Below are 25,478 nucleotides of genomic sequence, written 5' to 3'. Positions count from 1 at the left end.
TCCGCCGGCACAGACACGATGCCGCAGGAAGGGATGTCGCCCGGCCTTCCGCATCGAGCTGTCCTGCTCTCGGCGCCGGGCGCACGCCGGCCGGACCGCATGTCCCAGGCCCGGCGATCGGTGGTGCGCGCGGTATCACCGGAAGTGATGGATCGAGGGAGAGGCGGAACGCGCTGTGAGGACCGATACGGTCGACGAGCGCCGCGTGCTGGTGCGGGGCCTGTCGACGTCCTACCTCGAAGCCGGCGTGGGGCCGGTGCTGCTCTTGGTGCACGGCAACCTCACGACGTTCAGGAGTTGGCGCCGGATCGTCGCGCAGTTCCAGAGCACCCATCGCGTCCTGGCGGTGTCGCTCCCGGGGTATGGCGGCACGAGCCCGCAGCCCGACGTAGAGCTCGACAGCATGGTGTCCTTCCTCGCTGATTTCCTCGATGTGCTGTCCATCGACGAGGCGATCGTGCTCGGGCACTCCTCCGGTGGCCTCATCGCGGCGACATTCGCGCTGAGGAACCCGGGACGGGTGACCCGACTGGTGCTCGCGGACTCCGCCGGACTGGGCCGCGCGGTAACACCCTTCGCCGTTGCCGCTGCCCTGGCGCCCACCTGGGTCGAGAACGTGGTGATCTCCGCGCTGCTGCTGCCCGGCGGCAACATCGCACTGGCGCTGTTGGGCGCCCTCCAGCTGCGACGGCCCTGGCGGGTATCGCTGCGGGAGTCGGTCGAGCAGAGTCTCGCACTGCAAGCACGGACGGTTCTGTTCACGTCTTACCGGACGGTACGCATGGCCATCGGTCCGGCCGGGCAACGCCCCCGCTACAACATCGTCGACCGCCTCGGCGAACTTCGGATGCCCACCTTGGTGATCTGGGGCGTGACCGATGATGTTTTTCCCGTCTGGCAGGCGGTGCGCGCGGTTCGGAAGCTCCCCAGGGGGCGGTTGGCCCTGCTCATAGGAGGCGGTCACATCGGCTTCCTCGACAGCCACGTCGAGTTCATCGACTTCCTCAGCCCGTTCATCCGTGACGAGCTGGACGTGCCGCCCAACGAGGGTGACGACGACCGGGTCACCGAGAGGGGATGGTGACGTGGGAATCCCCGCCGTCTCCGCGAAGACCTCCCTTGGCGCTGCGGCGCAGGACGCGCGTTTCCGCGATCCTGCGTGGACGTCCAACCGCCACCTCCGCGCCCTGCGCGACACCTACCTGATGGCCACGCGGGCGGCAACGCAGGCGGTGGACGCCCTTCCGCTGTCCCCCGGCGACCTGCGCGCCGCACGGTTCGTGCTGGACCTGGCCACCGGAGCGCTGGCTCCTCCCAACCTGCTGCTCACCAACCCCGCCGTCCTGCGGAAGGCGGTCCGAACTCGGGGCCGCAGCCTGGTCCAGGGCTTGACGAACCTGCTGACCGACGTCCGGCACAACGGCGGATTGCCGTCACCGGTGGACCGAGGCGCCTTCACCGTCGGACGAGACCTGGCGACGACACGCGGCAGGGTCGTCTTCCGCAACCACATCATGGAGCTGATCCAGTACGAGCCAACCACCGCGACCGTCCACACCGTCCCGCTCCTGTACTCACCTCCGTGGGTCAACAAGTTCTACGTCGTCGACCTGACCTCCGAACGCAGCATGGTGCGGTGGGCCGTCGACCACGGGCACACCGTGTTCGTGATCAGCTACCGGAACCCGGACTCCTCCCTGCGGCACATCGGCTATGACGACTACCTCCGGGAGTCCCTGGTCCCCGCCCTGGGAGTCGTCCGGGACATCACCGACACCGACGAGGTGAACCTGTCGGGCGCCTGCCTCGGCGGGTTGATCGGACTGATGCTCGCCGCCTGGCTGGACGACGACCACTCCCTGCCGAGACTGCGGAGCATCACCGCGTTGAACACACTCGTCGACTTCAACGACATCGCCGAGGTCGCCACGACGGGCGCCACCGGTTGGCTGCTGCGGGGACCCGCGCTGCGGTTCGTGGAAGCCCTGAGCACCGCCCAGGGCTTCGCCGGCGGCCGGCAACTCGAGGCGTTCTTCCGCCTGCTCCGTTCCGAAGAGCTGATCTGGTCGAGGATGAGGGCCCACTGGCTGATGGGTGAACCACTTCCGGCCTATGACATCCTGTACTGGAGCTGCGACTCCCTCAACGTCCCCCACCGGGCACAGCAATACCTGCTGCGAGACCTGTGCGTGGAGAACGCCTTCGCCGCCGGCACCGCGGAACTCGCCGGGCGGAGGCTCCGCCTCGATCACGTCACCCAGGACGTCTTCCTTGTAGCCGCACTGGATGATCACATCGTTCCGTGGACATCCGCCTACCGAACCGTGCGACTGCTGCCTGGTGATGTGCGCTTTCACCTCACCACCGGTGGACATGTCGGTTTGGCCGCCCCAGGTTCCGGCACGAGCTACTGGACTGGCGGACGCGATGACGTCGCCGGCGCGCCCGAGTGGCTGGCCGGTGCCACGAAGAACCACGACAGCTGGTGGCCGACGTGGATGCGCTGGCTCACCGAGCGCGCGGGACCACGGCGCACACCACCGCCGCTCGGCAGTGACCGCTATCCGCCGATGGAGCGGGCACCCGGGCCGTACGTTCTCACCTGACCGCTAGACGATCCCGAACAGACGGTCCACGCGGTGCTTGCCGGGCACGGCCAGCGCAGGCGTCGCCGAACTCGGCGATTCGACATCGCCGCTGTTGCCCGGTGTGGCCCCGGTGTGACCCCGGTGGCGTTGACGATCTCGACGTCCGGGTCGATCGCGACATGCCCTTCGTATCCGCCGAACCCCGCTGGTTTTGTGGCTATGGCGGACCTCAGGATCGTTTCCAGGCCGTGCTCGAGCCGGATCACAGCCGTGGTCCCGAAGAGAGCCGACTATCAGGCCCACCGAAAGAAGAAGGGCTCCACGAAGGACGGCCGGTCTTCTTCGACCCGCGCGCTACAAGCGGCGCAAGACTGTCGAACGCTGCTTCTGCAAGATCAAGAAATCGCATGGTTCGGCCACCCGCTACGACAAGTCACCGCCAACCACATGACCCGAGCCGACCAGCTCCTATCAGGACCTCCGGTCGCGGCATCCACGAGCAGGAAGCGCGGCCTCGTCGATCGTCCATACCGGAGTTCCGGGCAGAGGCGTGTCCGGCTATGTGAAGTCGTCCACGATGTGGTCGAGGCATCGCTCCACCACGGCTGCGATGGTCAGCACCGGGTTGACCGCGGCGGTGCATCCCGGCATCAGGGCGGAATCGAGGCAGTAGAGCCCGTCGTAGCCGTGCAGACGTCCGTAGGCGTCGGTGGCCTTGTTCAGGACGACTCCGCCCAGAGGGTGCAGGACGAGGGGGTGTGTGGCGAACGGGTCGTGCACGGTGGCACCGCCGTCGATGTTCCGTGCCACTTGGCGCATGAGGTCCCTGGTGGCTTGCCGGGTGCTCGCGTCGCTGCCCCGCGCCCACTCCAGTCGCGGCCTGGAGGTGATCGTGGACCACGTCCACCGCCCGAACCTGTCGGGAATGCCCATCCCCGGGCAGAGCATCCACGACTTCCCGAGTCCTGCGGCGCCACCGTGGGTCACCAGGGCCATGCCGTCGCCGGAGCGGGTGAGGAAGGCCGGTGGTCCGCCGTGCGGGCCGCCCGCGGGCATGGCCTTGACCTTCAGGGCGTACATCTGGTCGCCGTTCGTGCCCCACTGGCCACCGATGAACTCGTTCAACCTGGGCAACTGCCCGGTCGCCTTGGCGGTGACCAGCATCCGGGGCGTGTGAACGCCCCCGGCGGCCAGCACGAGGCGGTCACAGGTGATTCCCACCCTCTCCAGCACCGTGCCGCGGATGTCGAGGTGGTCGACAACCAGGTGGTAGCGGCCGTTGGGGTGCTGACCGATCTTCGTGACCTCGTGCAGCGGCCGGACCTCCGTCCGGCCGGTCGCCTCCGCGCGCGCCAAGTAGGTGCGGTCGATGCTCAGCTTCGCGCCGCTGTTGCACCCGGTGAACAGGTATTGCCCGATGGTCACCGAGGCTCGCGCGGTGCCGTTCAGCTCGGCGCGGACGACGTCGAAGTCGTAAGTGTTGGTCACTCGTTCCAGGGGGAGTCCCGCGTCGACCAGGGCATCGCGCCAGATCTCGGCCGAGCGGTAGGTGGAGCGGGCGAGCAGGTCGTCGGGGAACTCGGTGCCGCCAAGGCGATCGCGAGCGCGCGGGTAGTAGGTCCGGTCGAACTCCTCGTAGTCGAGCTCCGGTGGGAAGGCCCGCTGGAACGCTTCGGCCCGTGGCTGCGGCAACATCCCGCCGTAGACCAGCGTGCCGCCGCCGACACCGGCTCCGCAGACCATGGTGAGGTTCCGGTGCGGTAGGACGTCCAGCAGTCCGGTGGATCGCGGGAGGAGTTTCGCGGCGACCTCCTCGGCGACGGACCCGAGCCAGGGAACTTGGGAGAGCAGCGGTACCGGCGGTCGGCCGCCCACCCAGAGCAGTCGCTTGTCCGGGGAAGGCCACCGCGGGAAGGTGTCCGCCGCCGGAGTGATCGGCCACCGGCGGCCGCGCTCCAGCACCAGGTTGTCCACGCCCGCTTCCGCGAGCCGGAACGCGGTCACGCTGCCGCCCACCCCTGAGCCGATGATGACGGCTCCGTGCTGCTCTTCGCGGTCCACGCGGTCGCGGCCCGTCGGTGTGGTGGTCGTGCGTCGGTTGCCCACGTCGTGTCCTCCTTGTCGTGTCACGGTCGGGATCGCTCCCGGCTGAGCGGCCGATCAGCCGTCGGCCGGGGCGAAGCACAGGGCGTGCGGGTCGGTGGTGGCCGGCACGCGAGGGTCAGGGCGGTGCCGTCGGTCTTTCGGACTTCTGCGTTGGTGGGGATCGCCGGCACGACGCCGCAGCAGGGGGTTTGCGGCTGTGGGAGTGCTGGGCAGGACTCGGCGCGCGGGTTCGCCGCCGCCTCCGGCACGCGCGGCCCGACGCGGGAGCGAGCCGGCGGCGGCCCGTAGCGGGTCGACCGCACCGGCCTGGTTCCGGTCGTCTTTGTGGTGTGTCCAGATCATCGCCACACCTCTTGTTCCCGCTCGGCTTCCGGTTCGCACGAGCCGTCCCCGGCGTTCAGCGAGGACGGCGGACCAGCTCGACGCCCAGCAATTCGGCCCGGACCGCACCGTCGGCGTCGAAGAGGACCACGTCGCAGCGGGCGATGTTCTCGGTGGTCACCCCCGCTCGCACCACGCACCGTCCTCGGTCGGGCAACGGGCCCAGGCGGTGCAGGCGATAGGTGGCCACGTACATGGGGAGCATGCTCGTGCCCAGGAGCGGCTCGGCCCACAGCAGCGTCGCTTGGAGCGCGGCGTCGGTGGCCGCAGGGTCGGTGGGCCAGTCAGTTCCAGCCCAGCCGCGTTCGCGCACACCCGTGACGTCGGCCACCAGCCCCGCCGCGCTGATCCGCCGGATCCGCTGCACCGCGTGGAAGGCCGGTCCGTGGAAGAACGACGGTCGGCGGTAGGCCATCGGCTCATCCACCGGGACGAGGCCGGCGGGGTCGTCCGGCGGTCCAGGGGAGCGCAGGTCGCCGAGTTGGGCTTGGCAGAGCGCCCGACCCGAATCGCCACGCAGCTCGACTCGCATGCCTCGCCCGTTCTCCTCACCGGCGAGGGTGAACCGCAGGCTTGGGCCGTCGAACCGGGACAGGGACGCGGTGCGCAGGACGCGCACGTCCTCGAGCGCCAGCCCCTCGGTGCCGGGTCTCCAGGCGCGCAGCGCGCGGACGAACCAGTCGAGGGTCACCGCCAGGGGCACGACCGGTACGTCCAGCGGCACGTGGTCGGCCAGGTACGGGTGGGTTCGGTGGGACACCCGGACTTCCGCCCGCAACGCTGCGGCGGGGGCGCGGAAGTCCCCGGCGTCGAGGATGACCCTGCTGTCTGCGTGGACGGGGGTGGACAGCTCCGCGAGGAACGCAGCCGCGCCTGCCTCCGGTTCGATGAGGGTCACCCCGGCGCGTGCGAAGTGGCGTGCCCGCTCCCGGGTCACCATGCCACCGCGCCAAGGGCCCCAGGCCAACGAGCGGACGAGCCGGCCGGGGTGCTCGGCCCGCATGACCGAGGCGACGGTGTCGAGCGCGCAGTTGGCCATCGCGTAGTCGCACTGCCCGGCGTTGCCGAACACCCCGGAGACCGAGGAGAACAGGCACACCAGCGACAGCGGGTCGGTCCGGGTCGCCTCGACCAGGGCGTGCAGCCCTGCCATCTTGGTGTTCAGCACGGCGTCCAGCCGCTCCTCGGACTTGTCCTCGATCCGCTGGTCGTCGAGCACGCCGGCGGCGTGGACCAGTCCCGTGATCGGCCCCCATCGGGCACGCACGTCGTGCAGCGCCTCGCGGAGAGCGGCGTGGTCGCGCACGTCCACGGTGAGGTAGCGGACCTGGGAGCCGGCGGCGGTCAGCTCGGCGAGGGTCCGGCGGATGTCCCGGGAAGCCAGAATGCGCCGTGCGCGGGCACCGATCCGGGCCGGGGGTCCTCCGTCGCGGACAGCGAGTGCGCGGATCAGGTCGATCTCGTCGACCGCGTCCGCCAGTCCCTCGGGCTCGTCCTCCAGCGGGGTGCGCCCCAGCAGCACCAGCCGTGGCCGGTGCGCGGCGGCCAGAGCCCGCAAAGCCACGGCTGTGATGCCCCTGGCGCCGCCGCTGACCACGAGCACCGCGTGGGGACCGAGCCGGTCGCACGGCTCGGTTTCGGGGTCGGCGGGCACGGCGCGCAACACGATGCGGGTGCCGTCGGCGCCGAGCCCCACGTCGGTCGTGGTGTCCCCGGCCAACAGTTCCCCGACCACGGCGGCGGCCACCTGTTGCGGGCTCCGCTCCCCGCGGTGGCAGTCCACGGCCTTCACCACCGCGGCCGGCCACTCCCGCGCCGCCGTTCTGGCCAGCGCGGCGATCCCGCCGAGCCAGGCCCGTGTGCCGCACCGCCCGGACAGGCCGAAGTCGCCACCGGTGTCCTGGACGGTGACGAACACACCGCCGTGCTCGGTGAACGCCCGTGCCACCGACCTGGCAGCCCGGAAGGCGCCGTGCAGCACCGCGTGCGACTGCTCGGGCCGGTCGACCTCCGCCAGCCCACCGAGGAACACCACGCCGCGGGCGGTCGGCGGAACCTCGTCCACCACCGCAGCCCGCACCCCGTGTCCGGCGAGCAGGTTGACCACCTCGCTCGCGACTCCGGTGCCGTCCTCGGTGACGACGACCTGCCCTTCGGACAGACCTGGCAGCGCCAGGCCGCTGGCGGGTGCGGCACAGGCGCGAACTGCCAGTCGCCGCAGCGGGATCGTGGTTTCACCGCCGGTCGAGGTGCCCCCTTCGGGGGCTCGTGCTTTTCCCGCCTGCTCCACCTCCTCCCCGTGCCGTTGCGCGGCTTGTCCCCCGGCGGCGTCGATCACGTCCGCCAGCGTGCGGAGCCGACCCAGGTTCGCGGTGTCGCCCTCCGTCGATGTGGGCAGTTGCTCGCGCAGCACCGAGAAGATCTCGACCCGCTTGATCGAGTCGATGCCCAGGTCGCCCTCCAACTGCATCCCCGGCTCCAGGACCTCCTCCGGGTAGCCCGTCAGCCGTGCCACCGTCGCCAGCACCAATTGGGCCACTTCCGCGCTCCGGGATCCGTTCCCGGTGTGCCCAGGGGGTTGGTGCTGCCGGACAGTGGTGTCCGGCTCAGTGCGCACGACCGGCTCCGGCTGTGGCCCGGCCGCGTGGGAAAGGTGCTCTGCCGTTCGCTCCTGGACGGGTTGTTCCACGGGTGGGGCGGGGACCGGGAGGTGATCGGCAGGCGTCGTCGGTCGCACATCGGGCGTCGAGGCGTCCGTGCTCCCGTTCGGCGAAGGTCGAGCGCCGTCCGGCACGGAGCCGTGGGGCGGTGGGAGCGGTGGGCGGTTCCTTTCGGCCGCAGCGCCGGGAACGTCGAAAGCCGGTGCCGCTGGTGCGCCGGACGACCTCAGGAACGCCAGGTGCGCCTCGGTCAGGGCGCGCAGGTATTCCGCGTGCACCTCGCTCACATGCCGCTGCCTGTCCTGCGCTGTCTCCGACCACCCGTCGCCGGGAGCGGGCACCCGCTCCCGGCTCCTGGCGGCCTCGGATGGCGGCGGCAGCGCACGGTCGTCCGTGACGGGGTAGCGCCTGCCGTGGTTGCCGCCGTCGATCGGTACGGTCATCACAGGCTTCCTCCTCCTGTCGTCGTGGCCGTCGGCCCCGGCGAGGGCGAACGGTTCCCAGAGCGCGTCGAACCGCAGGGCGACGCCACGGGCGGCGAGGCGGCCGAGCCCGTCTTGGAGCGCCGTGACCCCGTGGCGGTCGCGGTGGTCGAGGGGCACCGCCAGGTGGTCCCGCCCTGCCAAGGCCCGCCCGACCAGTCCGGAGAGCACCGAGCCGGCACCCACCTCGACGAACGTGCGCGCTCCGGCGGCGTACATGGCCTCGAGCTGCTCGGCGAACCGGACCGGCGCGAGCACGTGCTCGGTGATGCGCCGCCGGATGGCGTCCGGGTCGGGCGGGTAGAGCCCGGCATCGGTGTTGCCGTAGACCGGGATGGCGGGAGTCCCCATCGCGAGGTCCGAGACGTACTCGCCGAACGGGCCGGCGATTCCCGCCATCAGCGGGCTGTGGAAGGCCGCCGAAGCGTCCAACCGGCGGGTGGTGATCCCTCGTTCCCCCAGCACGCGCTCCAGCTCGGCGCAGGCGGTCCGTTCCCCGGAGACCACCACCTGTCGCGGCGCATTGCGGTTGGCCACGACCAACGTCCGGCGAAGTCCCAACTCGACGATGGCGGTCTCGGCCTCCACGGCGGTCGAGGAGACGGCGGTCATCGCACCCGGCGCGCGGACGGCGGCCTCGCTCATCAGCTCGCCTCGTCGGCGGGCCAAGCGGACGAGGGTGTCGGCGTCGAACACCCCGGCGTGGTGCAGCGCCACCAGTTCGCCGAAGCTGTGCCCGGCCACCGCGTCCGCCCGCAGCCCCAGGCGATCCAACACGCCGAGCAGCGCGAGGCTGTGCACGGCCAAGGCCGGCTGGGCCCACTCGGTCGCCGCCAACCTCTCCCGCTGCCCGGCCTCGCCGCGCTCGTCGAAGGTGGGTGGTGGGAACACCACGCGGTGCAGCGCCTCCTCCCCCAGCCGCAGTCCCGCGGCGCGGTCCCAGGCCCGACGCGCGCACGGCTCGTGCACCGCGAGGTCCGCTCCCATCGCGAGGTACTGGGAACCTTGGCCCGGGAACAGGAAGGCCACGCCTCCCGTTTCCACGTCGCCTATTCCGTAGTGCGCGGCGCTCGGCAGGCTGAACGGGCGGTGCGGGTCGCGGTCCACCGCGTCGGCGACCCGGAGCAGGTCGGTGACGGTGTCGCCGCCGGCGGAAGTGACCACGGCGAGCCTGGCGGTGTGCCCGACGTCGAACTCGTGCTGGCTGTCGCGAGCCTGGAGCGGCAGGTCGCCGTCCGCGCACGATCGGGCCGCCTCACGTACCCGCGCGGTCAGCTGCCCGGGGTCGTCGGCGCTGAACAGCAACAGCTCGGTGGGCGCGGCGCGGTAGACGCCGGCGGCCCCGCCCTGGTCCGCCGGCACGTGCTCCTCGACGGTGATGTGGAAGTTGGAACCACCGAACCCGAAGCCCGACACCGCTGCCCGGCGCGGCGTCCCCTCGGCCTGCACCCACGGCCGCACCCGGGTGTTGAGGTAGAACGGGCTGGAGGGCAGGTCCAGCTCGGCGTTGGGCTGGTCGACCTTGATGGTGGGTGGAAGCACCTTGTGGTGCAGGGCGAGGATCACCTTGAGCAGACCGGCGGCGCCGGCGGTGCACTTGGTGTGACCGATCTGCGACTTGACCGAGCCCAGTGCGCACCACTGCCGATCGGCTCCCCCGGCGTCGCCGAACACCTCGCGCAGCGCGGTGAACTCGGCGCGGTCCCCGGCCTTGGTTCCGGTGCCGTGCGCTTCGACCAGCCCGACGCTTTCCGGGCCGTACCCCGCGTCGGTGTAGGCACGGCGCAGCGCGCGGGCCTGTCCCTCGGGAACCGGGGTGTAGATCGCCGTGCCGCGACCGTCCGACGAGGCACCCATCCCGCGGATCACGGCGTAGACGTGATCGCCGTCCCGGTCGGCGTCGGTCAATCGCTTGAGCGCCAGCAGGACGGCCCCCTCACCGAGCATCGTGCCGTCGGCGGCGGCGGAGAACGGTCGGCAGTCCCCGCTCGGCGACAGGGCAGGGGTCTTGCTGAAGCACAGGAACATCTCGATGCCGTTCTGGGTGTCCACGCCGCCGGCCAGCGCCAGGTCGGCGCGGCCCAGCGCCAGCTCGGCCATCGCGACGGACACCGCGGACAGCGAGCTGGCGCATGCGGCGTCGGTGGTGTGGTTGGTGCCGTGCAGGTCGAAGCGGTTGGCGATCCGGCCGGCCACCACGTTGGCCAGCAGTCCCGGGAAAGTCGCCTCCTGCCACGGCACGTAGTGCTCGGTGATGCGCTCGCAGACGCGGTGCGCCACGTCCTCCGGCACCCCGGTCTCCCGGAGCGCCTTCAGCCACACCGGGCGCTCCAAGCGGTGGGTCATCTGCGACAACAGCGGAAGCGCGGACGAACCGACCACGACGCTGGTCCGCTCGCGCGTGGTCGACGACAGCGGTGACCCGACGTCACGCAGCGCCTGGTCGGCCACCACCAGGCCGAGCAGCTGCGCGCTGTCGGTGGCCGGGAGCTGGTTCGGGGGCACGGCGTAGGCGATCGGGTCGAACTTCACCGGGGGCAGGAACGCGCCCCGCTTGGCGTAGGTCTTGTCCGGCGCGGAGGGGTCCGGGTCGTAGTGGTCCTCCGGGAGCCACCGGTCCGGGGGCACGTCCGTGATCTGGTCACGTCCTTCGACCAGGCACCGCCAGAACCGGTCCACCCCCACCGCGCCGGGCAGCAGGGCGCCGAGCCCCACCACGGCGATGGGCACCTGCGATCCGGGCCGTTGCTCGGTCATGAACCATCTCCGTTCGGTTCGGTCGTCCGGTCAGGCAAGAGGCCGGGGTCGGAACACCGACGCTTCCGGGGCGAGGGGCAGGCCGCAGGTCCGCAGCTGGTGCACCCGCGTCAGCACCGCCGCGCCCTCCAGCAGGTTGCGCGCGATCTGCACGGCCGAGCGGTTGGCCGGATCGTCCAGGAAGCTGCCCGCGGCCCAGCGGTTGAACGCTCCCATCGCCGGCCCGCACCAGATCTGGTAGTCGGTGCGCCGCGCCCGCTCACCGGTGATCGCCCAGCGGCCGGCTTGTCCCAGGTACCAGCGGAACACCAGGGCCATGCGGTGTCCGGGGTCCCGCTCGGCCCGCACCACCTGTTCCGGGTCGCGGTCCAACCAGTACCGGCGCGTCTGCTCCCAGACGTCCTCGACGGTGGTCCGGAAGACAACCCGTTCGAGCTTGTCCCGCATCGAGATCGGCAACGCCTCCAGGGAGGGGTGCTCGTCGTAGGCCCGGCGGAGCAGCCAGGCCCTGCTCGCGAACAGCGTGCCGCGCCGCAGGACCTGGAGGGTGACCCCCATCTCGAACATGTCGGCCGCAGGTGCCATGGTGGTGTCGGCGATGTCGGCGTGGGCCAGCAGCTCCTTGCCCTCGGCGGAGAGCCCCGACTCGATCGTGCACTGGTTGACCGAGCCGGTCACCACGTACGCCGCTCCCGCGGCGAAGGCGGCGGCCAGCGCCTCGGGTGTGCCGAGGCCGCCGGCGGCGCCGATTCGCACCGGAGACCGGTAGCGGTATTCGCGGACGGCGGCGTCGCGCACCGCCGTGACCGCCGGCAGCAGCGCCGTCATCGGTCGGTTGTCGGTGTGCCCGCCGCTGTCCGCCTCGACCGTGACATCGTCGGCGACCGGCACGCAGGCGGCCAGCTCCGCCTCCTCCTCCGTCACCTGCCCGCGGTCGACCAGGAGACGGACGAGGTCGCGCGGTGCGGGTGCCAGGAACCGGGCGGCCACCTCCGGCCGGGACAGCTTCGCCATGACGCGTCGGGCGCGAACCACCTCCCCAGTCCGGTCGCGGCGCAGCCCCACCACCGAGCACCGGACGACGGCGGGCGTGAGGTCCAGATAGGCAGATGCGGAGACGCACGGGACCCGGCGTTCGAGGAGCAGGCTCGCGATCTCCTCTTCCGCCCGCGGCTCGGTGGGCGAGTGGATCAGGTTCACCGCCCAGTTGGCACGGCCGGACAACCGTGCGGACAGCTCGTCCACCGCGGTGGCCACGACGCGCGTGGGCAGACCCGCAGCGCCGAAGGCGCCGAGCATCCCCGCCCGGGCCACCGCGACGACCAGGTCCACCGTGGCGATGCCATTGGCCATCTCGCCCGCCACGTAGGCGAACCGGGTGCCGTGCGCGGCACAGAACCGGGGGTCACCCAGCCTCTCCGGGTACAGGGGCGGGAGAAGGCCGACGACCGGGTACCCGTCCCCCGACCCGGTTTCCAGCCGCCCACCCACCGCCAGACCGAGGCTTGAGTCCGGGCCACCGTCGAGGACTACCAACTCCTCACGGGTGCGGTGGGCCAACGAGGTCAGCCCAGCGCGGTCGAAAACGGGCTGGTGGCCGCTTGGCAGCCACCGGACGGCTCGTACCGCTCCCGCGGTACCCGACCCCGGCGGCGTCGACCGGGTCATCGGCTTAACAGCCATCTGACGCTCCCATCGAGTCGATCCTCCGCTCCGGCGCCGATCGACGCCCGGGTCACCGACGTGCTGTTCCATAGGAGCAACGGAACGGCGGCGCGACAACAGTTCCGGAGGAACGGCTGTTGAATGTGGTGAAACTTCCCCACTCCAGATCTCGGGTGCTGCCCGCCTCCACCGTGGTCCGGAGTGGACCGACACCGGTATGGCCACGTGCAACACCGCGGCGCCGATCCAGTCGCCCTGCAACCCCGGGACAGCGTTCGCCTACAACGATTCGGCTGGAGTGGCAGCCCTTCGCCGGCGGCCGATCGGCCGGGACCGGGACACCCTGGACCCACGCACCATGGTCCGCGGCAACCCTGCCGGTGCAGACTGCTCGGTGCCAGCACACCAGCCACGACAGCCACAAGCGACGACGGTGCCGCACGACCTGGCCGGTGCTCCTCGACCACAACGACCGACCGCCCGACAGTGTCGAAGCCCCCGGCGGGAATCCGGTCGGCAACTACGGACCGCTTGTGCGGCGGTGGAACCACCGGGCCGTCGCTGTTCGCCCCAGGGCGTCAGCGGCTTGATGTTCTCTGTGACGGTCAGCGCGGTGTCCTGGGGTCCGCTGCCGCAGCATCGCCTGCCGCCTGGACCCGACGACACTCCTCGAGGTCGACCAAGCGTTCGCACAGCGCGGTGAACGCCGCCTCCGTTCTACTGCTCGCGTTGAGCTTGCTCAAGATCACGTGCACGTAGTTCTTCGCGGTCTTGTCCGAGATGTCGAGCGCCTGCGCGATCTGCCGGTTGGACAGGCCGGCGGCCAGGAGCGTGAGAACCCTGCGCTCCTGGCCGGTGAGCCACGTGCGGTCAGACCGGCCACGGCTCGCCAGTCCGGCAACCCGAGGTGGCGGGGCTCCGGTTCCCGTCCCGGCCAGCAGGCGTGCCGCGATCGTCAGCGATTCCGCGGCTTCCCGGACGCAGCGGATGGCGTGTTCGACCAGGCGCAGCGGGTCGTCCCCGTCGGGATGCCTCGCCGGCAGCTGGACCACGTTCACACCGATCGTCACTGCGGTCTCCCTCGGCTCGCCCCTCGTCGACAGTGGACCGATCGCAGGAAACCACCGGTTGGTCGGCACGTGCATGGTTTGGCCGCGACCCGCAGTCGGTCTGTCCTGCGATTCACGCTACTGGACGAGGACTTGCCCAGCCCCGCACTGTCGGCCGATCTTGTTGAGAGTGTTGCAAGATTCCTCGACCCACAAGGACTTCCGCCCCACGAACGCGCTGGCTCAACGACTGGAGGCACTGTGGGGTCCGGGGGCAGATCGTCGAGCAGGCGAGACCGAGGGGGCTGTGATGTCTGCGGACTTCCCGGCGGATGCACAGGCGGCGGACTCAGTGCCAGGTGGCGGGATCGGTGCAGCATGCGGGCAATCCGCCGACGGTTCAGCCCTTTCACCAAGAGTAGCTCAACATGACCTTCCCACTCGGTGAACTCCCAGCAGGAGAGGTCGTCACCGGAATCACTCGGGTGAATCGTGTGCCACTTGGCGACCAGCAGACCCAACAACTCCTGCACAGGATCCTGATAGGCACACAAGAGTCGCAGCGACTACTCGACGGCGAGGTCTTCCCCTGCGCTTCCTTCGGACACTTCCCGGCACACCGACGCCCTTCCTACCCTTTTTAGAGCCGCCCCACTGTAGCCCCAGACCAAGCGTAGTGATCCACTCCGCAGGACAATAGCTCCATTCGGGCATCTCGGTCGCAGGTCCGCCAATCCGCAGCAATTGGAATTTCCCGGACATCTGTGCGGGTATCGGCCGACCACAACCTCACCGCCATCCGGAGGGCAGGCTCACCGCTGGACGGCGGATCATCCGGGCGGAGGCGCGTCCACCGCTGGCCTGACCGCCGAAGCCACGTACCCCGGTGGACGTGGGGAGGAGGGGTACGGAGCCGATGTGCTTCGTCGCAGCGAGGTCTCTCGATGTGCTCTCCCCCATAGGCAACAGAGTGGACATCACCCAATCGCTGCGGCTCATCACGTCAGATCGGAAGGGGGTGAAGGACTCTTGCCGAACCGAATGAAAACTGATCCGGTCAAGAGCGGTCCCGTCTCCGGGGAGACCAGCACCAGCGCCACACGGCGTAGAGCACGGGACGTGATCTTCGTTTCGCCGGATTGATCCGTTCGAGAGCCGACCGGTTCGCGTGGCCCTTCCGCCATCGCAATGGCGCACGGTCTGTGCACAACATTCCGGCGAACCGCGCTGACACTTGTTCGCGATCGCACGACAGGCCCAGCCCCAACGTGCGATGGCAATCGAGCCGGCTCGTCACTTTACTTGGAACGGACGTCCTGAATGCGCCGGACCGCGGGTCGTTCCGACATGACGACCACCTCGTCGACCCACAGGCACCCGAGCGCATCGGCAACACGCGTTCGACCGGGAGACCCATGACATCGCGGAACCACACGCCCAACGACCTGCTCCGTGCTCTGCTGCGAGAAGCGCGGTGGACCAACCACAACTTCTCCCTGGCGGTGAACCGCGTGGCCGCCGAAGCCGGCACCAGACTGCGCTACGACCGCACCAGCGTCTCGCACTGGCTGTCCGGCACCCGCCCGCGACCGCTGGTCACGGCGTTCGCCGCCGAAGCACTGTCCCGCAGGCTCGATCGCCCGGTCTCGGTGGCGGACACGGGCTTGGGCAACCTGGCCGCGGAGGAGGCCGACCCCCTGCCAGAACCGGGTTCCGGGCTGGTGGCGCTGCACCGCTTGACGGAGTCGGACCTGGACCCGAGGCAACGCATCGCCTTGCGTGACCAGCCGTTCCGGACCGACTGGTTGGTGGCGCCACCGCGGCGGGACCGTCCGGAGGTACTCCACGCCCGTCCGAACGACGACGACGTTCCCTGGTCCGGTCTCGAAACCGTGCTCGCCGTGATGACCTCCGCCTTTGCCACCGCCGACCAGACGCTCGGCGGTGGACATGCCCGCTCGGCACTTGTGACCTACCTTGCCAACGACGTCCTCGGCCGGCTACGCCCGGCCCCCACCGCACATATCCCTGATCAACTGGTCAGCCGCGTGGCGGCGTTGACCGACCTGATCGGCTTCAAGTGCTTTGACGACCTCCACCAGTACCTCGCCCAGTGCTACTACCGGGTGACGCTGCTCCTGGTCGACGAGGTGAACGACCGGACCGGCCAGGCCTTGGCGTTGCGGGGCATGAGCGCGCAGGCGTGCTTCCTGGGGCACTACCGCCACGCCGCGCAGTTGGCCGACGCCGCTGTGGACCGCGCTGGGACTTCCCCACCTCCAGGCACGCGCGCGTTGCTCCTCGGGCAGGCGGCCGTCGCGCACGCCGCGCTCTTCGAACGCCGAACGACGCTCGCGCGATTGGGCGAGGCCGAAAAGCACCTGACCAAGACGGACGACGCCCCTCGGTCCGGCGGGCGCACGCACCACGCCGACGTCGGGCACCTGGCCGGTCAAGCCTTGGCGTTCCTGCATGATCACCGGCAGGCCGAGATCGCGCTGCGTGCGTCGCTGCGCCGCCGTGCCGAGGGTGAGCGCCGTTCGCGCCTGCTCACCACGCACCAACTGGCCGAGTCGCAACTGCGCCGTGGTGACCCGGAAGAAGCCTGCAGGACGTGGCAGTGGTTCTTGGACGAGTGCTCGTCGGTCCGTTCCGGGCGTGTGCGCTCCGCCCTGCGCTCGTTTTCTGTACGCCTCTGGCACTACCGCGACAACGCCGTGGTCACCCAGGTGTTACGGCGAGCAGAACGAGTGACTGGGCAGCTCACGGCATGAACCGACCCGTCAAGCCACGTGGATCAGCAGCGTCTCCACGACCACCGCCCAGATCACGGCGGATCGGACTTTCGACCTCGACGCCCCTTCGAGCACCGATCGCCGGGGAGCAGGTGGTTGTCCTGGCGCGTCTACGGGCAGGCCAGGAACGCGTCGCAGTTCGTCCCGGGCCAGCCGTACTCGTTCCTCGCCGCGTTGGAGCCGGGTCGTTCGTCGTGGACGGCGATCCTCGGCGTGCTGCGCCTGATCGCGGCCGCGTAGTGGCGGCTGGGAGATCCGCCGGTCCTCAACGTCGCCGACGCCGGACACCACATCACCCCGCCTGGCATTCGTCCTGAACCATCTCCATGTCGAAGTGACGGGTCGAATCCGCTCGGACCGGGTACTGCGGCTGCCCGCGCGAACACGGCGGCGAACTCGCCCTGACTGCGGCCGGCGGCGGTCACCACGACCGACACCGTCCATGGCTGGACCACGACGGGCCACTGCCGATCATCGAAGGCACCCTGATCCGGGTCGCGGTCGAGCACCTGCCGGGTCGGCGTGGGGTGAAACCGGTGTGGTGGTGGTCTTCTTGGAACACAGGTTCCGTCTGTTCAAACAAACCATCGGCTGGACAACCCTGAAGACCCGCAACCCCGACACGTCCGGCTCCTGGACCCGGCTGCTCCTTGTCGCGCACACCCAACTGCTACCCCGCACGTCCATCTTCATTCCGCCGCAGTGCTGCCGGCGCGTCCGTCGCGCTGGCTTGTGCTTACCCTCTATCGCCGTACGACAACAGAGTGAAGGTGCCCACTACCTGCTCGAAGTCACCGAACGCGGACTCGACCGGGGGCGGCGAGCGCCCCTACCCTGAACGAGGATCACTCAGCCCCTCCGAGATCGGACGTACGGGCGGATCTCGTAGAGGCCGCTGATCACATCACGATCTCGATGCGGAGTACCGGAACGGCGTCGACGAACAAGCGTGGTCGAGGGTGTTGCGACCACGCCTCTTACCACCACCGCCACGGACGAAGCCGACCCTGTGATCGGTCGACGCCGACGCGAGAAGGTCTACTCGGGAGGCGTCAACGCTTCCCGGCACCGACACGCCACCGATCACTTGACCATGGACACGTGGAGGGAATGCCGGTGATTCACAGGCCAGACCCAATCCAATGCCTGCTCGGCCTGCCAATCAGCACCGTGCACCGCGTGCCGACCGAAGTGCTCCGCCACGACGCGGCGGCCCGCAACCGGGGCTGCCGCCAATCAAGAAGATCGCTGCGCGATCTGACGTTCCTCGGCAACGGCGCATGGACCATCCGCACGTTGTCGCGTCGGGTGTGGTGTCTGCCGCTGGAGTTCACCGCCGAACTGCCCGACACGCGCCCGAACATGGTGGCGATGGCGGTGCCGGTCATCGACGTGGCGCGCCAACGGCTTCGCGGACGACGTCGGTCATCACGTGCACCGGACCACCACCGTTTCGAGGAGGCATCGCATGGATTCCGATTCCACCGACGACACCGCCGAGAAGTCGCCAGAGGACGCTGTCACCGCGTCCCGTCCCTCTTCTGGGCGACTCCTGCTGCGTCGCCTGCTCATGGTCCTCGGCAGTATCGTCGCCGGCATCTGTGCTTGGTTGGCACTGGGGACCTTCGTGCCGGGGCTGCCGATCATCGGGACGATCGGCAGTCTTCTCCTGCCTCCCCTGGCGGGTCCGTTCATCGTCGTGGGTCTGGTCGGCGCGGCGCTGGCGTTCACCGCAGCACGACTCGGCGTGCGGCGAACCGGCCTGACCATCGCCCTGGTGGGCGTGCTGTCTTCGGTCGGCTCGGCGGTCGTGCTCATCGACCACGTGGTCGTCGGACAGGCCAACGGCGCGGACATCCGTTGGTGGCAGACGTTCCTCGTCCGGGGCCCTGGAGTGGGCGAATCGCCACCGGAGCAGGTGGCGTACGCGTCCAACGGCGACCAGACGTTGAAGATGGAGGTGTACCGGCCCAAGGGCACGACCACCGGGGCGCCGGTGCTGGTGTACGTCCACGGTGGGGCGTTCGCTTTCGGCATCCCCTCGATGCAGTCGGCGAACTTGCGTTGGTTCGCCGACAACGGTTTCCTGGTGTTCGGCGTCGAGTACACCCTCGGTTCGCCCCAGGATCCGAACTGGGACACCGCCGGTCCTCAGGTCGCCTGTGCACTGCGTTGGTTGGCCGAGAATGCCGCTGGCTACGGGGGCGACGCGGACCGGAGCTTCGCCTACGGCGAATCCGCAGGTGGCGCGCTCGTGCTGAACACGGCGTACGCCGCGGCCCAAGGCAAGGCGACTTCGTGGTGCGGTGGCACGGTTCCGAAGTTGCGCGCCGTGGCGGCCGAGTACCCGGCGGTCGACCCGGTAGGCATCTACGCCAATCCCGACCTGGTCATTGGTCCCATCGTGCGCTCCCTGAGCGACCGCTACCTCGGGGGTTCCCCCGACGCCCATCCCGACCGCGCTCGCGCCGTCTCCTCCATAACCTACGTGGGCCCGAACGCCCCGCCCACACTGCTGTTCGTGGCCGACGCCGACCACGTGGTACCGGTCGAAGGCACGCTCAGGTTCGCGGACGCCGCCAAGAAGGCCGGTGTCGACATCCGCACCATCCGGTACCGCTGGGCTGATCACACGATCAACCACCAATTCTACAGCGCGCCCAACCAGACGATGCGGCAGCTCATGCTGCGGCACTTTCGCGACCACGGGCGCTGAGCCCGACCGGAGGTCGAAGAGAGCCAACTTGCCGTGGGCCGGTCCGGTCCGACCGGGGCGAGGGCGTCGACGACGGTCCCCTGCTCATGGTGGTTGTCGCGGTCGGTCACGACGACTCCCGCAGCCGAGGTCGCTGGACGAGTGGCGGCACAGCGCCTGTAACACGCGCGCGGCCCGCGGTGGTGTCAACACCGCGCGAGATTCAACAACTCCCGCGCGGACTTCCCTTGGCTGAACGGCACGGTCGGCGGTGAACTTGGTTGAAGGTGCATCTCCACGAAGTGCCGTGGACGCATGTCATCCGGCAGGAAGGCTCGGAGGACGGATGGAAGCAGCGCCCGAAGCACGTGCCGAGCTGTGCGGGGCGCGTTGTCCCGATCCGGCAGACGCGGTTCGGAGCCGTGTCCTCGAACTGCGGAGAACCACCTCGGTCGCCTGGCCTCGTCCAGCGGAAGCCCCTTCGACGGACCCACGACGCCGTTGCGGGAGTCCGCCGCCACGATGCTGTGCGACTCCTTCCCTGAACCACTAGGAGAACCACGCCATGAACCACGTGATTCCGCACCACAGAGATCGACAACCTGTTGTGGATCTGCGGGCCTACGGCGATCGTCTGGTAACCGACCCCTACTCGGTCTACTCCGAGCTGCTCGCGCAGGGGCCGATCCACCTCACCATCCTGCCCACGGGCCTCCCGGCGTGGCTGGTTCTCGGTCATCCCGAGGCGAAAACCGTTCTGGTCCACCCGGATCTGGCCTACGACGCCACGTACGCCACCGACCAGTGGCGTACTCTCTACTACGGCGCTCCAGACGCCACGCAGCCCTTTCAGGGGCGGTCCATGTTGACGTCCGACCCTCCGGATCACGAGAGGCTGCGCAAGCCCGTCGCGCACAGGTTCGTGCCGAGCCGCATCGATGACATGCGTGGCGTGGTGGAGAACCTGACCGCCCGGCTGCTCGACACGCTGCCCACGGGCGAAGCCTTCGACCTCGTCCGTCAGTTCGCCGCACCGTTGACGCTCGGGGTCCTCTGCGACCTTCTCGGCATCCGCGGCCTCGATCACACCTTCATCCAGGACTGGGTGGAGCGGATCAACGTCCCGCGCAGCCCCGAGGACACTCTCGCCGCCCGCCGGGAGATCGTTCCCTTCGTCGACAAACTGATCGAGGAAGCGAAGCTGACCGCGAGCGACAGCCTTCTCGGCAACGTGCTGCACGGCGATGGTGCCACTTCGATGACACACGAGGAGTTGCGGGGCATGGTGGTGGTGCTCCTCAACGCCGGTCACGAGACCACGACGACGTTGATCACCACTGCGATATGGGGATTGCTCACCAACCCCGACCAGATGGCTCTGCTTCGTGAGAACCCCGATCTGCTCGACGGGACCATCGACGAGACGCTGCGGTACGGGAGTCCTGTGCACATCGCACCTTCCCGGTTCGCCCGGAGGGAACTGACCGTGGCCGGCACGGTCATCCCCGCCGACGGCACCCAGGTACAGGTGGTGATCGGTGCCGCACACCGGGACCCGCGGGTCTTCCCCGATCCCCACGTCTTCGACATCCGTCGCCCCGCGAACGAGCTGCTGGCGTTCGGCCGGGGAATCCACTTCTGCCTGGGCTGGGCGCTGGGGCGGTTGGAGGCCGCGATCGCCATCCCGGCACTGCTCGACCGGTTTCCCGGACTGGCCCTCGCCGGTGACCCGGCCGACCTCCGATGGCGGGCCGGTCGTGTGGTCCGCTGCCTGGACAGCCTGCCGCTCGACGCCGGCTCAGGAAGACATCACCGCTGACCTGCCCCGCCCGCCGGTTCAAGGCCACACCGGTCCGCATGGCGGCGGCTCGCGACCAACATCCAGTCGGACTGGCCGGGAACCGGCCAGGTGATCTTCTCCAGCGTCCGCGTCTTCCCACGAAACCCGCCCTTCTCTTCGGAGGTTGTCCCAATGACCCGATCGACAGCCGCGGTGGTCGGCTCCGGTGTGGCCGGCCTGACCGCCGCATACCTGCTGCAGAAGCAGTTCGACGTGACCCTGTTCGAGGCCGATTCACGGCTGGGCGGACACGTCGACACCCGCGAGGTCGACATCGCGGGCCGAAAGCTGCTCGCCGAGGCAGGTTTCCTGATCTACAACGAACGGACGTCCCCAGGACTCAAGCGGCTGTTCGCCGAACTGGGCGTCACCGGGCAGCCCGCGGCGCTGACCACGGATGTGACCTGCGCCGACTGCGGCTTCGTCCATGCCGCCAACCCGCTGGGCACCGACACCACGCCGGACCGGCCCGAGAACATCGACGCGGACACCTGGAAACGGTTCCTCGACGACATCGCGCGGTTTTCGGCCGCTCTCCAAGAGATGGCCACTTCCGGGAAGGAAACGACCCTGGTCATCGGTGAGCTGCTGGAACAGGGTGGGTTCTCGGAGTACTTCGTGCGCCACTTCCTCTACCCGCGGACGGGCTCGTGGTTCGTCTCCGGCTACCGGGCCCTCGAAGTGCTCCCGGTCCAGTTCGTGGTGAACACCTTCAAGAATCAAGGGCTGCTCGAGCCCGACCCGTTCTCCTCTTGGCGGATGGTCTCCGAGGGTGGTCGGGAGTACGTCCGGCGGATCGCGGAACAGCTAACGTCCGTCCGCACGGCCACGTCGGTGAACTCCATCCGCCGTTCGGACTTGGGCATCGAGATCCACGACGCCGCCGGGGGTTCGCACCGATTCGACAAGGCAGTCATCGCGACGCACGCGTCACAAGCGCGGAAGATCCTCGTAGATGCGACCGCGCCGGAACGCGAACTCCTGGGTTCCGTCCAGTACACGCCGATCGAAGTCCTGGTGCACACCGACACCACGGTGCTCCGGAACGACCGAGTCGGGACCAGCCCTCTCAACGTCCGTGTGTCCTGCCTCACGCACCGCACGTCGATGGACCACTTCCACGTCGACGTGGCGGCCGTCTCCTCGTTGGACGTCCCCGAGCGAGTGCTGGTCAGCTACAACAGCGTCGATCTCATCGCCCCTGAACGAATCCTGGCGCGTGCGTCCTACGAACACCCCCGCTTCGACGCGATCAACTTCGCCGCTCAGCATCGACTCGCCGATCTTTCGGGGCCCACGCTGGCGTTCGCCGGTTCCTACTTCGGCAGCGGGTTTCACGAGGACGGTTGTGATTCGGCGATCCGTGCGGTTGCGGCGCTGGGGGTCACCTGGTAGCCGTTTCGTGGGACGAAGACGCGGGAGGTCCGGCACACCGCCACCGCTCCGACGGCCTCGGCACCGAGCGGCCCGTACCGTCCTCCCGTACGCCGACACGGCTGTGCTTGGGCGCCGGACGGTTGTGCCACACCATACCAACGTGGTGTGGCACAACGCGTCCCCTGCGCCCATGGGCAGACGGGGCACCAGTTCGTCAATCCTCGCCGGAGACGCTGCGCTGAAGCTCTCCCAGGTCCCAGTAGGAGCGTTCCCAGGCGAACCTGTTCTCGTCGTCGAACCTGAAGAGGCTGATCCCGTGCTTGGTGAACCGGCGGCCGACGGCGGATCGGTCGAAGACACCGGGGTGGGCGTCGGCGACGACCCCGGTGTAGGTCCAGCTCACCGCCGCGTGACCGTCGCCTTCGAGGTGGCAGGTGAGGTCGAGCGAGGTGTCCCGGAAAGCGGCGAACCACCTCGCGGCCCCCTCCTTGACCGCTTCCAAGCCTCGGGTCGTCGTGTCGAGGGCAAGGTCTTCCACCACGGTGTCCTCGCTGAAGCACGTCAGGTAGGAGTCGAGGTCGGCGTCGGAGATGGCTTTGGCCCAGGTGTGGAAGACTGCGGCGTGCTCAGCACGTTCGCCGGCCGGGCTGTGGACTTCAGGCACGGTGGGTACACCTTTCTGCGTGTCGTGCCGGGACGGGTACGTCGGAACAGTCGCCGGGTCATTCATCCCTGCGAGGCGGCCGGGTCGGTCCGATGAGCAGGTCGATGATGTGGCCCGAGCGGTCCGCCGGGGTCCACTTGCATGCGATCCGGAAGAGTTCGGCGACCTGGGCGGTGAGCGGCAGCGGGCAGTCCTCGCGCCGCGAGATGTCCAGGCACGAGTCGAGGTCCTTCAGCAGGCTGACCGAGGACCCTAGCGAGGTGTCGGATCCGGAGACCATCAGCGGTTGGTACAGGCGCAGCATCGGGGAGTCACCCAGCCCTCCGGCCAGGGCGTCGGTGAGCAGGACGGGGTCGACACCTGCGACAGCGGCGAGCCGGGTGGCCTCGGCGATCGCCCACACCGTGGCGGCGATGAGGACCTGGTTGCAGAGCTTCACCGCCTGTCCGGCCCCGCACGGACCGACCAGGGTGCGCTTGCTCGCGTATGCCTTCAGGTAGCTTTCCGCGCGGTCGAAGTCGGCCCGCTCCCCGCCGGCCATCACGGTGAGCGTGCCGCTCTCGGCGGCGGGCACACCCCCGGAGACCGGTGCGTCGAGCCAGTGGGCCCCGGTGGCCTCGGCCAACGCTCGGGCGAGGTCACGGGTGCTGTGCGGGTGGATGCTGGTGTGGTCGACCACGAGGTCGTCCGCGGTGGCGGCCTCGGCGAGCCCGCCGGGGCCGAAGGTGACCCGCTCGACCGAGGCCGCGTCGTGCACGCACAGGAACACGACTCCGACGTCACGCATGACGCCTGCCGGGGAGTTCGCCTCGGCCGCGCCCTCGGCGACCAGCGGAGCGGTCTTCTCCCTGGTCCGGTTCCACACGGTCACGTGGTGCCCGGCCCGCAGGAGCCGTCGGGCGACGGGAGTGCCGAGGCGTCCCAGGCCGATGAACCCGACCCGGTCACGTCTGGTGGTTTCCACCGGTGTCCTCCAGGTCTGTCAGGTAGCGGTCCACGCCGTCGAGCACGTGCGGGCCGCCGGCGATCGCGACGTAGCCGTCCGGGCGCACCAGGAGGAACCCCCGGGTCAGGCGTCGCAGGTGGTGGTGGTCGACCAGGGTGGCCCGGCGGTCGGCCAGGGCCGCCGCGCGCGTCGACAACGCGGAGCGTTCGGCTGGTCCTGTGGTGACGAGCCGGAAGCGGTCCGGCACCGTGTTCCCTTCCAGCGCCCACGGCGGGGCGGGCAGTCCGGCGAAGCGGTTCGTCGGTCCGGGGTGGACGGACGGATGGCGGGTGCGCCGACCCGCGACCACCGGCGCGTACCACCGTTGCAGGATCCCGAGGTGGTGTGCGCACCGCACGAGCGCGCCGCGCGGACGCTTCCAGCGCGACCGGGACAGGGCGGCGCGCATCAAGGTGCCCGTGAGCCTGGTGGCGAATCGGGCGGCGGCCCGCCGCTCGACGTCGTAGGTGTCCAGGAGCGCGTCGCCGAACGTGCCGTCGAGGACACCGGCGAGCTTCCAGGCCAGGTTCCGGACATCGTGCAAGCCCAGGTTCAGTCCTTGGCCGCCGAAGGGGGAATGGGTGTGGGCCGCGTCGCCGACCAGGAAGCAGCGGCCCAGCCGCATCCGCCCGGCCATCCGCTCGGCCGACGAGAACGTGGTGAGGCTCTTCAGTTCGCGGACGCGCAACTCGGCGGGTCCGCGTTCCAGCAGTTCGTCCACGACACCGGGTTCGAGTTCCCGGTCCGGTGCGATGTCGCCCGCGATCCGGAACGTCCCGCCGGGCATGGGCGCGATCAACAGCACACCACTGGCTGTCAGGTGGTAGCTGACGTCGTCCGGGCGGTCGACCGTGCCGCGCAGACGTGCTTCGGCGAGCGCGAACCGTCCGGGCATGCGGGACCCGGCGAAGTCGATGCCGAGGCTCTCGCGGACGGTGCTGTGCACGCCGTCGGCCCCGATCAGCCAGGAAGCCTCCACACGAGACTCCTGGCCGGTCTGGTCGGCGATGTGGACGGTGAGCCCGTCCTCGTGTTGCCGCACGCCCAGCACGCGGACGCCGTGTTCGACCTTCCCTCCCAGCCGGGTCACCGCGCCGGCCAGCAGTTCATCGGTCCGTTCCTGCGGCAGCAGCAGGGCGTCCAGGGGTGGGCGCAACCGGATGCGGGCCAGCGGGCGCCCGTCGCTCAGGTAGGACAGGGCACGCGGTCGGAACGCGATCGCCCGTGCTTCGTGCAGGACGTCGAGGTCGGCGAGGACGTCCTGGGCCGGCGGCCACAGCATGATGGCCCTCGATCCCGTCGCCGGCTCGGGCGACGCGTCGAACAAGCGCACCTCGATTCCCCGCTGGAGCAGCTTCGCGGCCATGGCCAGCCCGCACGGGCCGGCTCCGACGACGACCACCGGATCTCGTGTTGCGTGCACTCCACGTCCTC

The 25,478-nt window shown here is 69.7% G+C and carries 14 protein-coding genes; 7 read left to right on the top strand and 7 right to left on the bottom strand.

The genetic code is table 11. The features are described from left to right. Positions 1-175: 175 nt before the first annotated feature. The gene (locus tag BN6_RS16330; RefSeq protein WP_015100780.1) at positions 176-1,084 is read left to right on the top strand and encodes an alpha/beta fold hydrolase; all 909 of its coding nucleotides are present in this window, start codon (positions 176-178) and stop codon (positions 1,082-1,084) included. Beyond that, on the top strand, positions 1,020-2,606 hold the full coding sequence (locus BN6_RS16325) for a PHA/PHB synthase family protein (RefSeq protein WP_084672674.1): 1,587 nt from the start codon (positions 1,020-1,022) through the stop codon (positions 2,604-2,606). Before BN6_RS16330 ends, BN6_RS16325 begins: the two co-directional genes overlap by 65 nt. Positions 2,607-3,146: 540 nt before the next feature. On the opposite strand, the gene BN6_RS16320 is transcribed toward BN6_RS16325, so the two are convergent. The 4 genes from BN6_RS16320 to BN6_RS16305 all read right to left on the bottom strand — a co-directional run bounded on the left by BN6_RS16320 (position 3,147) and on the right by BN6_RS16305 (position 13,709). Next, the gene (locus tag BN6_RS16320; protein ID WP_015100778.1) at positions 3,147-4,694 is read right to left on the bottom strand and encodes a GMC family oxidoreductase N-terminal domain-containing protein; all 1,548 of its coding nucleotides are present in this window, start codon (positions 4,692-4,694) and stop codon (positions 3,147-3,149) included. A gap of 397 nt (positions 4,695-5,091) precedes the next feature. Beyond that, on the bottom strand, positions 5,092-10,974 hold the full coding sequence (locus BN6_RS16315; protein ID WP_015100776.1) for a type I polyketide synthase: 5,883 nt from the start codon (positions 10,972-10,974) through the stop codon (positions 5,092-5,094). A 30-nt stretch (positions 10,975-11,004) separates the two neighbouring features. Continuing rightward, positions 11,005-12,534 (bottom strand): PfaD family polyunsaturated fatty acid/polyketide biosynthesis protein, encoded by a 1,530-nt coding sequence (locus BN6_RS16310; RefSeq protein WP_231905313.1) that lies wholly within the window; start codon positions 12,532-12,534, stop codon positions 11,005-11,007. Between the two features lie 710 nt (positions 12,535-13,244). Then, positions 13,245-13,709: a LuxR C-terminal-related transcriptional regulator gene (locus BN6_RS16305; RefSeq protein ID WP_041312947.1), complete on the bottom strand. Its 465-nt coding sequence runs from the start codon at positions 13,707-13,709 to the stop codon at positions 13,245-13,247. A gap of 1,394 nt (positions 13,710-15,103) precedes the next feature. Here BN6_RS16305 and BN6_RS42000 point away from each other — a divergent pair. The 5 genes from BN6_RS42000 (at position 15,104) to BN6_RS16280 (ending at position 22,413) form a co-directional block, all read left to right on the top strand. Then, entirely contained in the window at positions 15,104-16,462 is a 1,359-nt protein-coding gene (locus BN6_RS42000; protein WP_015100773.1) for a hypothetical protein, read from the top strand. A 117-nt stretch (positions 16,463-16,579) separates the two neighbouring features. Continuing rightward, on the top strand, positions 16,580-16,723 hold the full coding sequence (locus BN6_RS46705; protein WP_158509392.1) for a hypothetical protein: 144 nt from the start codon (positions 16,580-16,582) through the stop codon (positions 16,721-16,723). A 1,228-nt stretch (positions 16,724-17,951) separates the two neighbouring features. Then, on the top strand, positions 17,952-19,199 hold the full coding sequence (locus BN6_RS41995; RefSeq protein ID WP_015100771.1) for an alpha/beta hydrolase: 1,248 nt from the start codon (positions 17,952-17,954) through the stop codon (positions 19,197-19,199). 544 nt (positions 19,200-19,743) lie between these two features. Next, entirely contained in the window at positions 19,744-20,997 is a 1,254-nt protein-coding gene (locus BN6_RS16285; protein WP_015100770.1) for a cytochrome P450, read from the top strand. A 153-nt stretch (positions 20,998-21,150) separates the two neighbouring features. Continuing rightward, on the top strand, positions 21,151-22,413 hold the full coding sequence (locus tag BN6_RS16280) for an NAD(P)/FAD-dependent oxidoreductase (protein WP_015100769.1): 1,263 nt from the start codon (positions 21,151-21,153) through the stop codon (positions 22,411-22,413). 196 nt (positions 22,414-22,609) lie between these two features. Here BN6_RS16280 and BN6_RS16275 read toward each other — a convergent pair whose 3' ends face one another. Genes BN6_RS16275 through BN6_RS49620 form a run of 3 tightly spaced genes read right to left on the bottom strand, consistent with a single transcriptional unit; the run spans position 22,610 to position 25,446 of the window. Then, entirely contained in the window at positions 22,610-23,059 is a 450-nt protein-coding gene (locus BN6_RS16275; protein WP_015100768.1) for a nuclear transport factor 2 family protein, read from the bottom strand. Positions 23,060-23,117: 58 nt separating this feature from the next. Then, positions 23,118-24,023: an NAD(P)-dependent oxidoreductase gene (locus BN6_RS16270; protein WP_015100767.1), complete on the bottom strand. Its 906-nt coding sequence runs from the start codon at positions 24,021-24,023 to the stop codon at positions 23,118-23,120. Continuing rightward, on the bottom strand, positions 24,004-25,446 hold the full coding sequence (locus BN6_RS49620) for an FAD-dependent monooxygenase (RefSeq protein ID WP_051075595.1): 1,443 nt from the start codon (positions 25,444-25,446) through the stop codon (positions 24,004-24,006). The genes BN6_RS16270 and BN6_RS49620 overlap by 20 nt, the downstream gene beginning before the upstream one ends. Positions 25,447-25,478: the final 32 nt, after the last annotated feature.

The organism is Saccharothrix espanaensis DSM 44229 (genome assembly GCF_000328705.1).
In the GTDB taxonomy this organism is placed as follows: Bacteria; Actinomycetota; Actinomycetes; order Mycobacteriales; family Pseudonocardiaceae; genus Actinosynnema; species Actinosynnema espanaense.
This window is presented reverse-complemented; position numbering and strand designations above follow the sequence as displayed.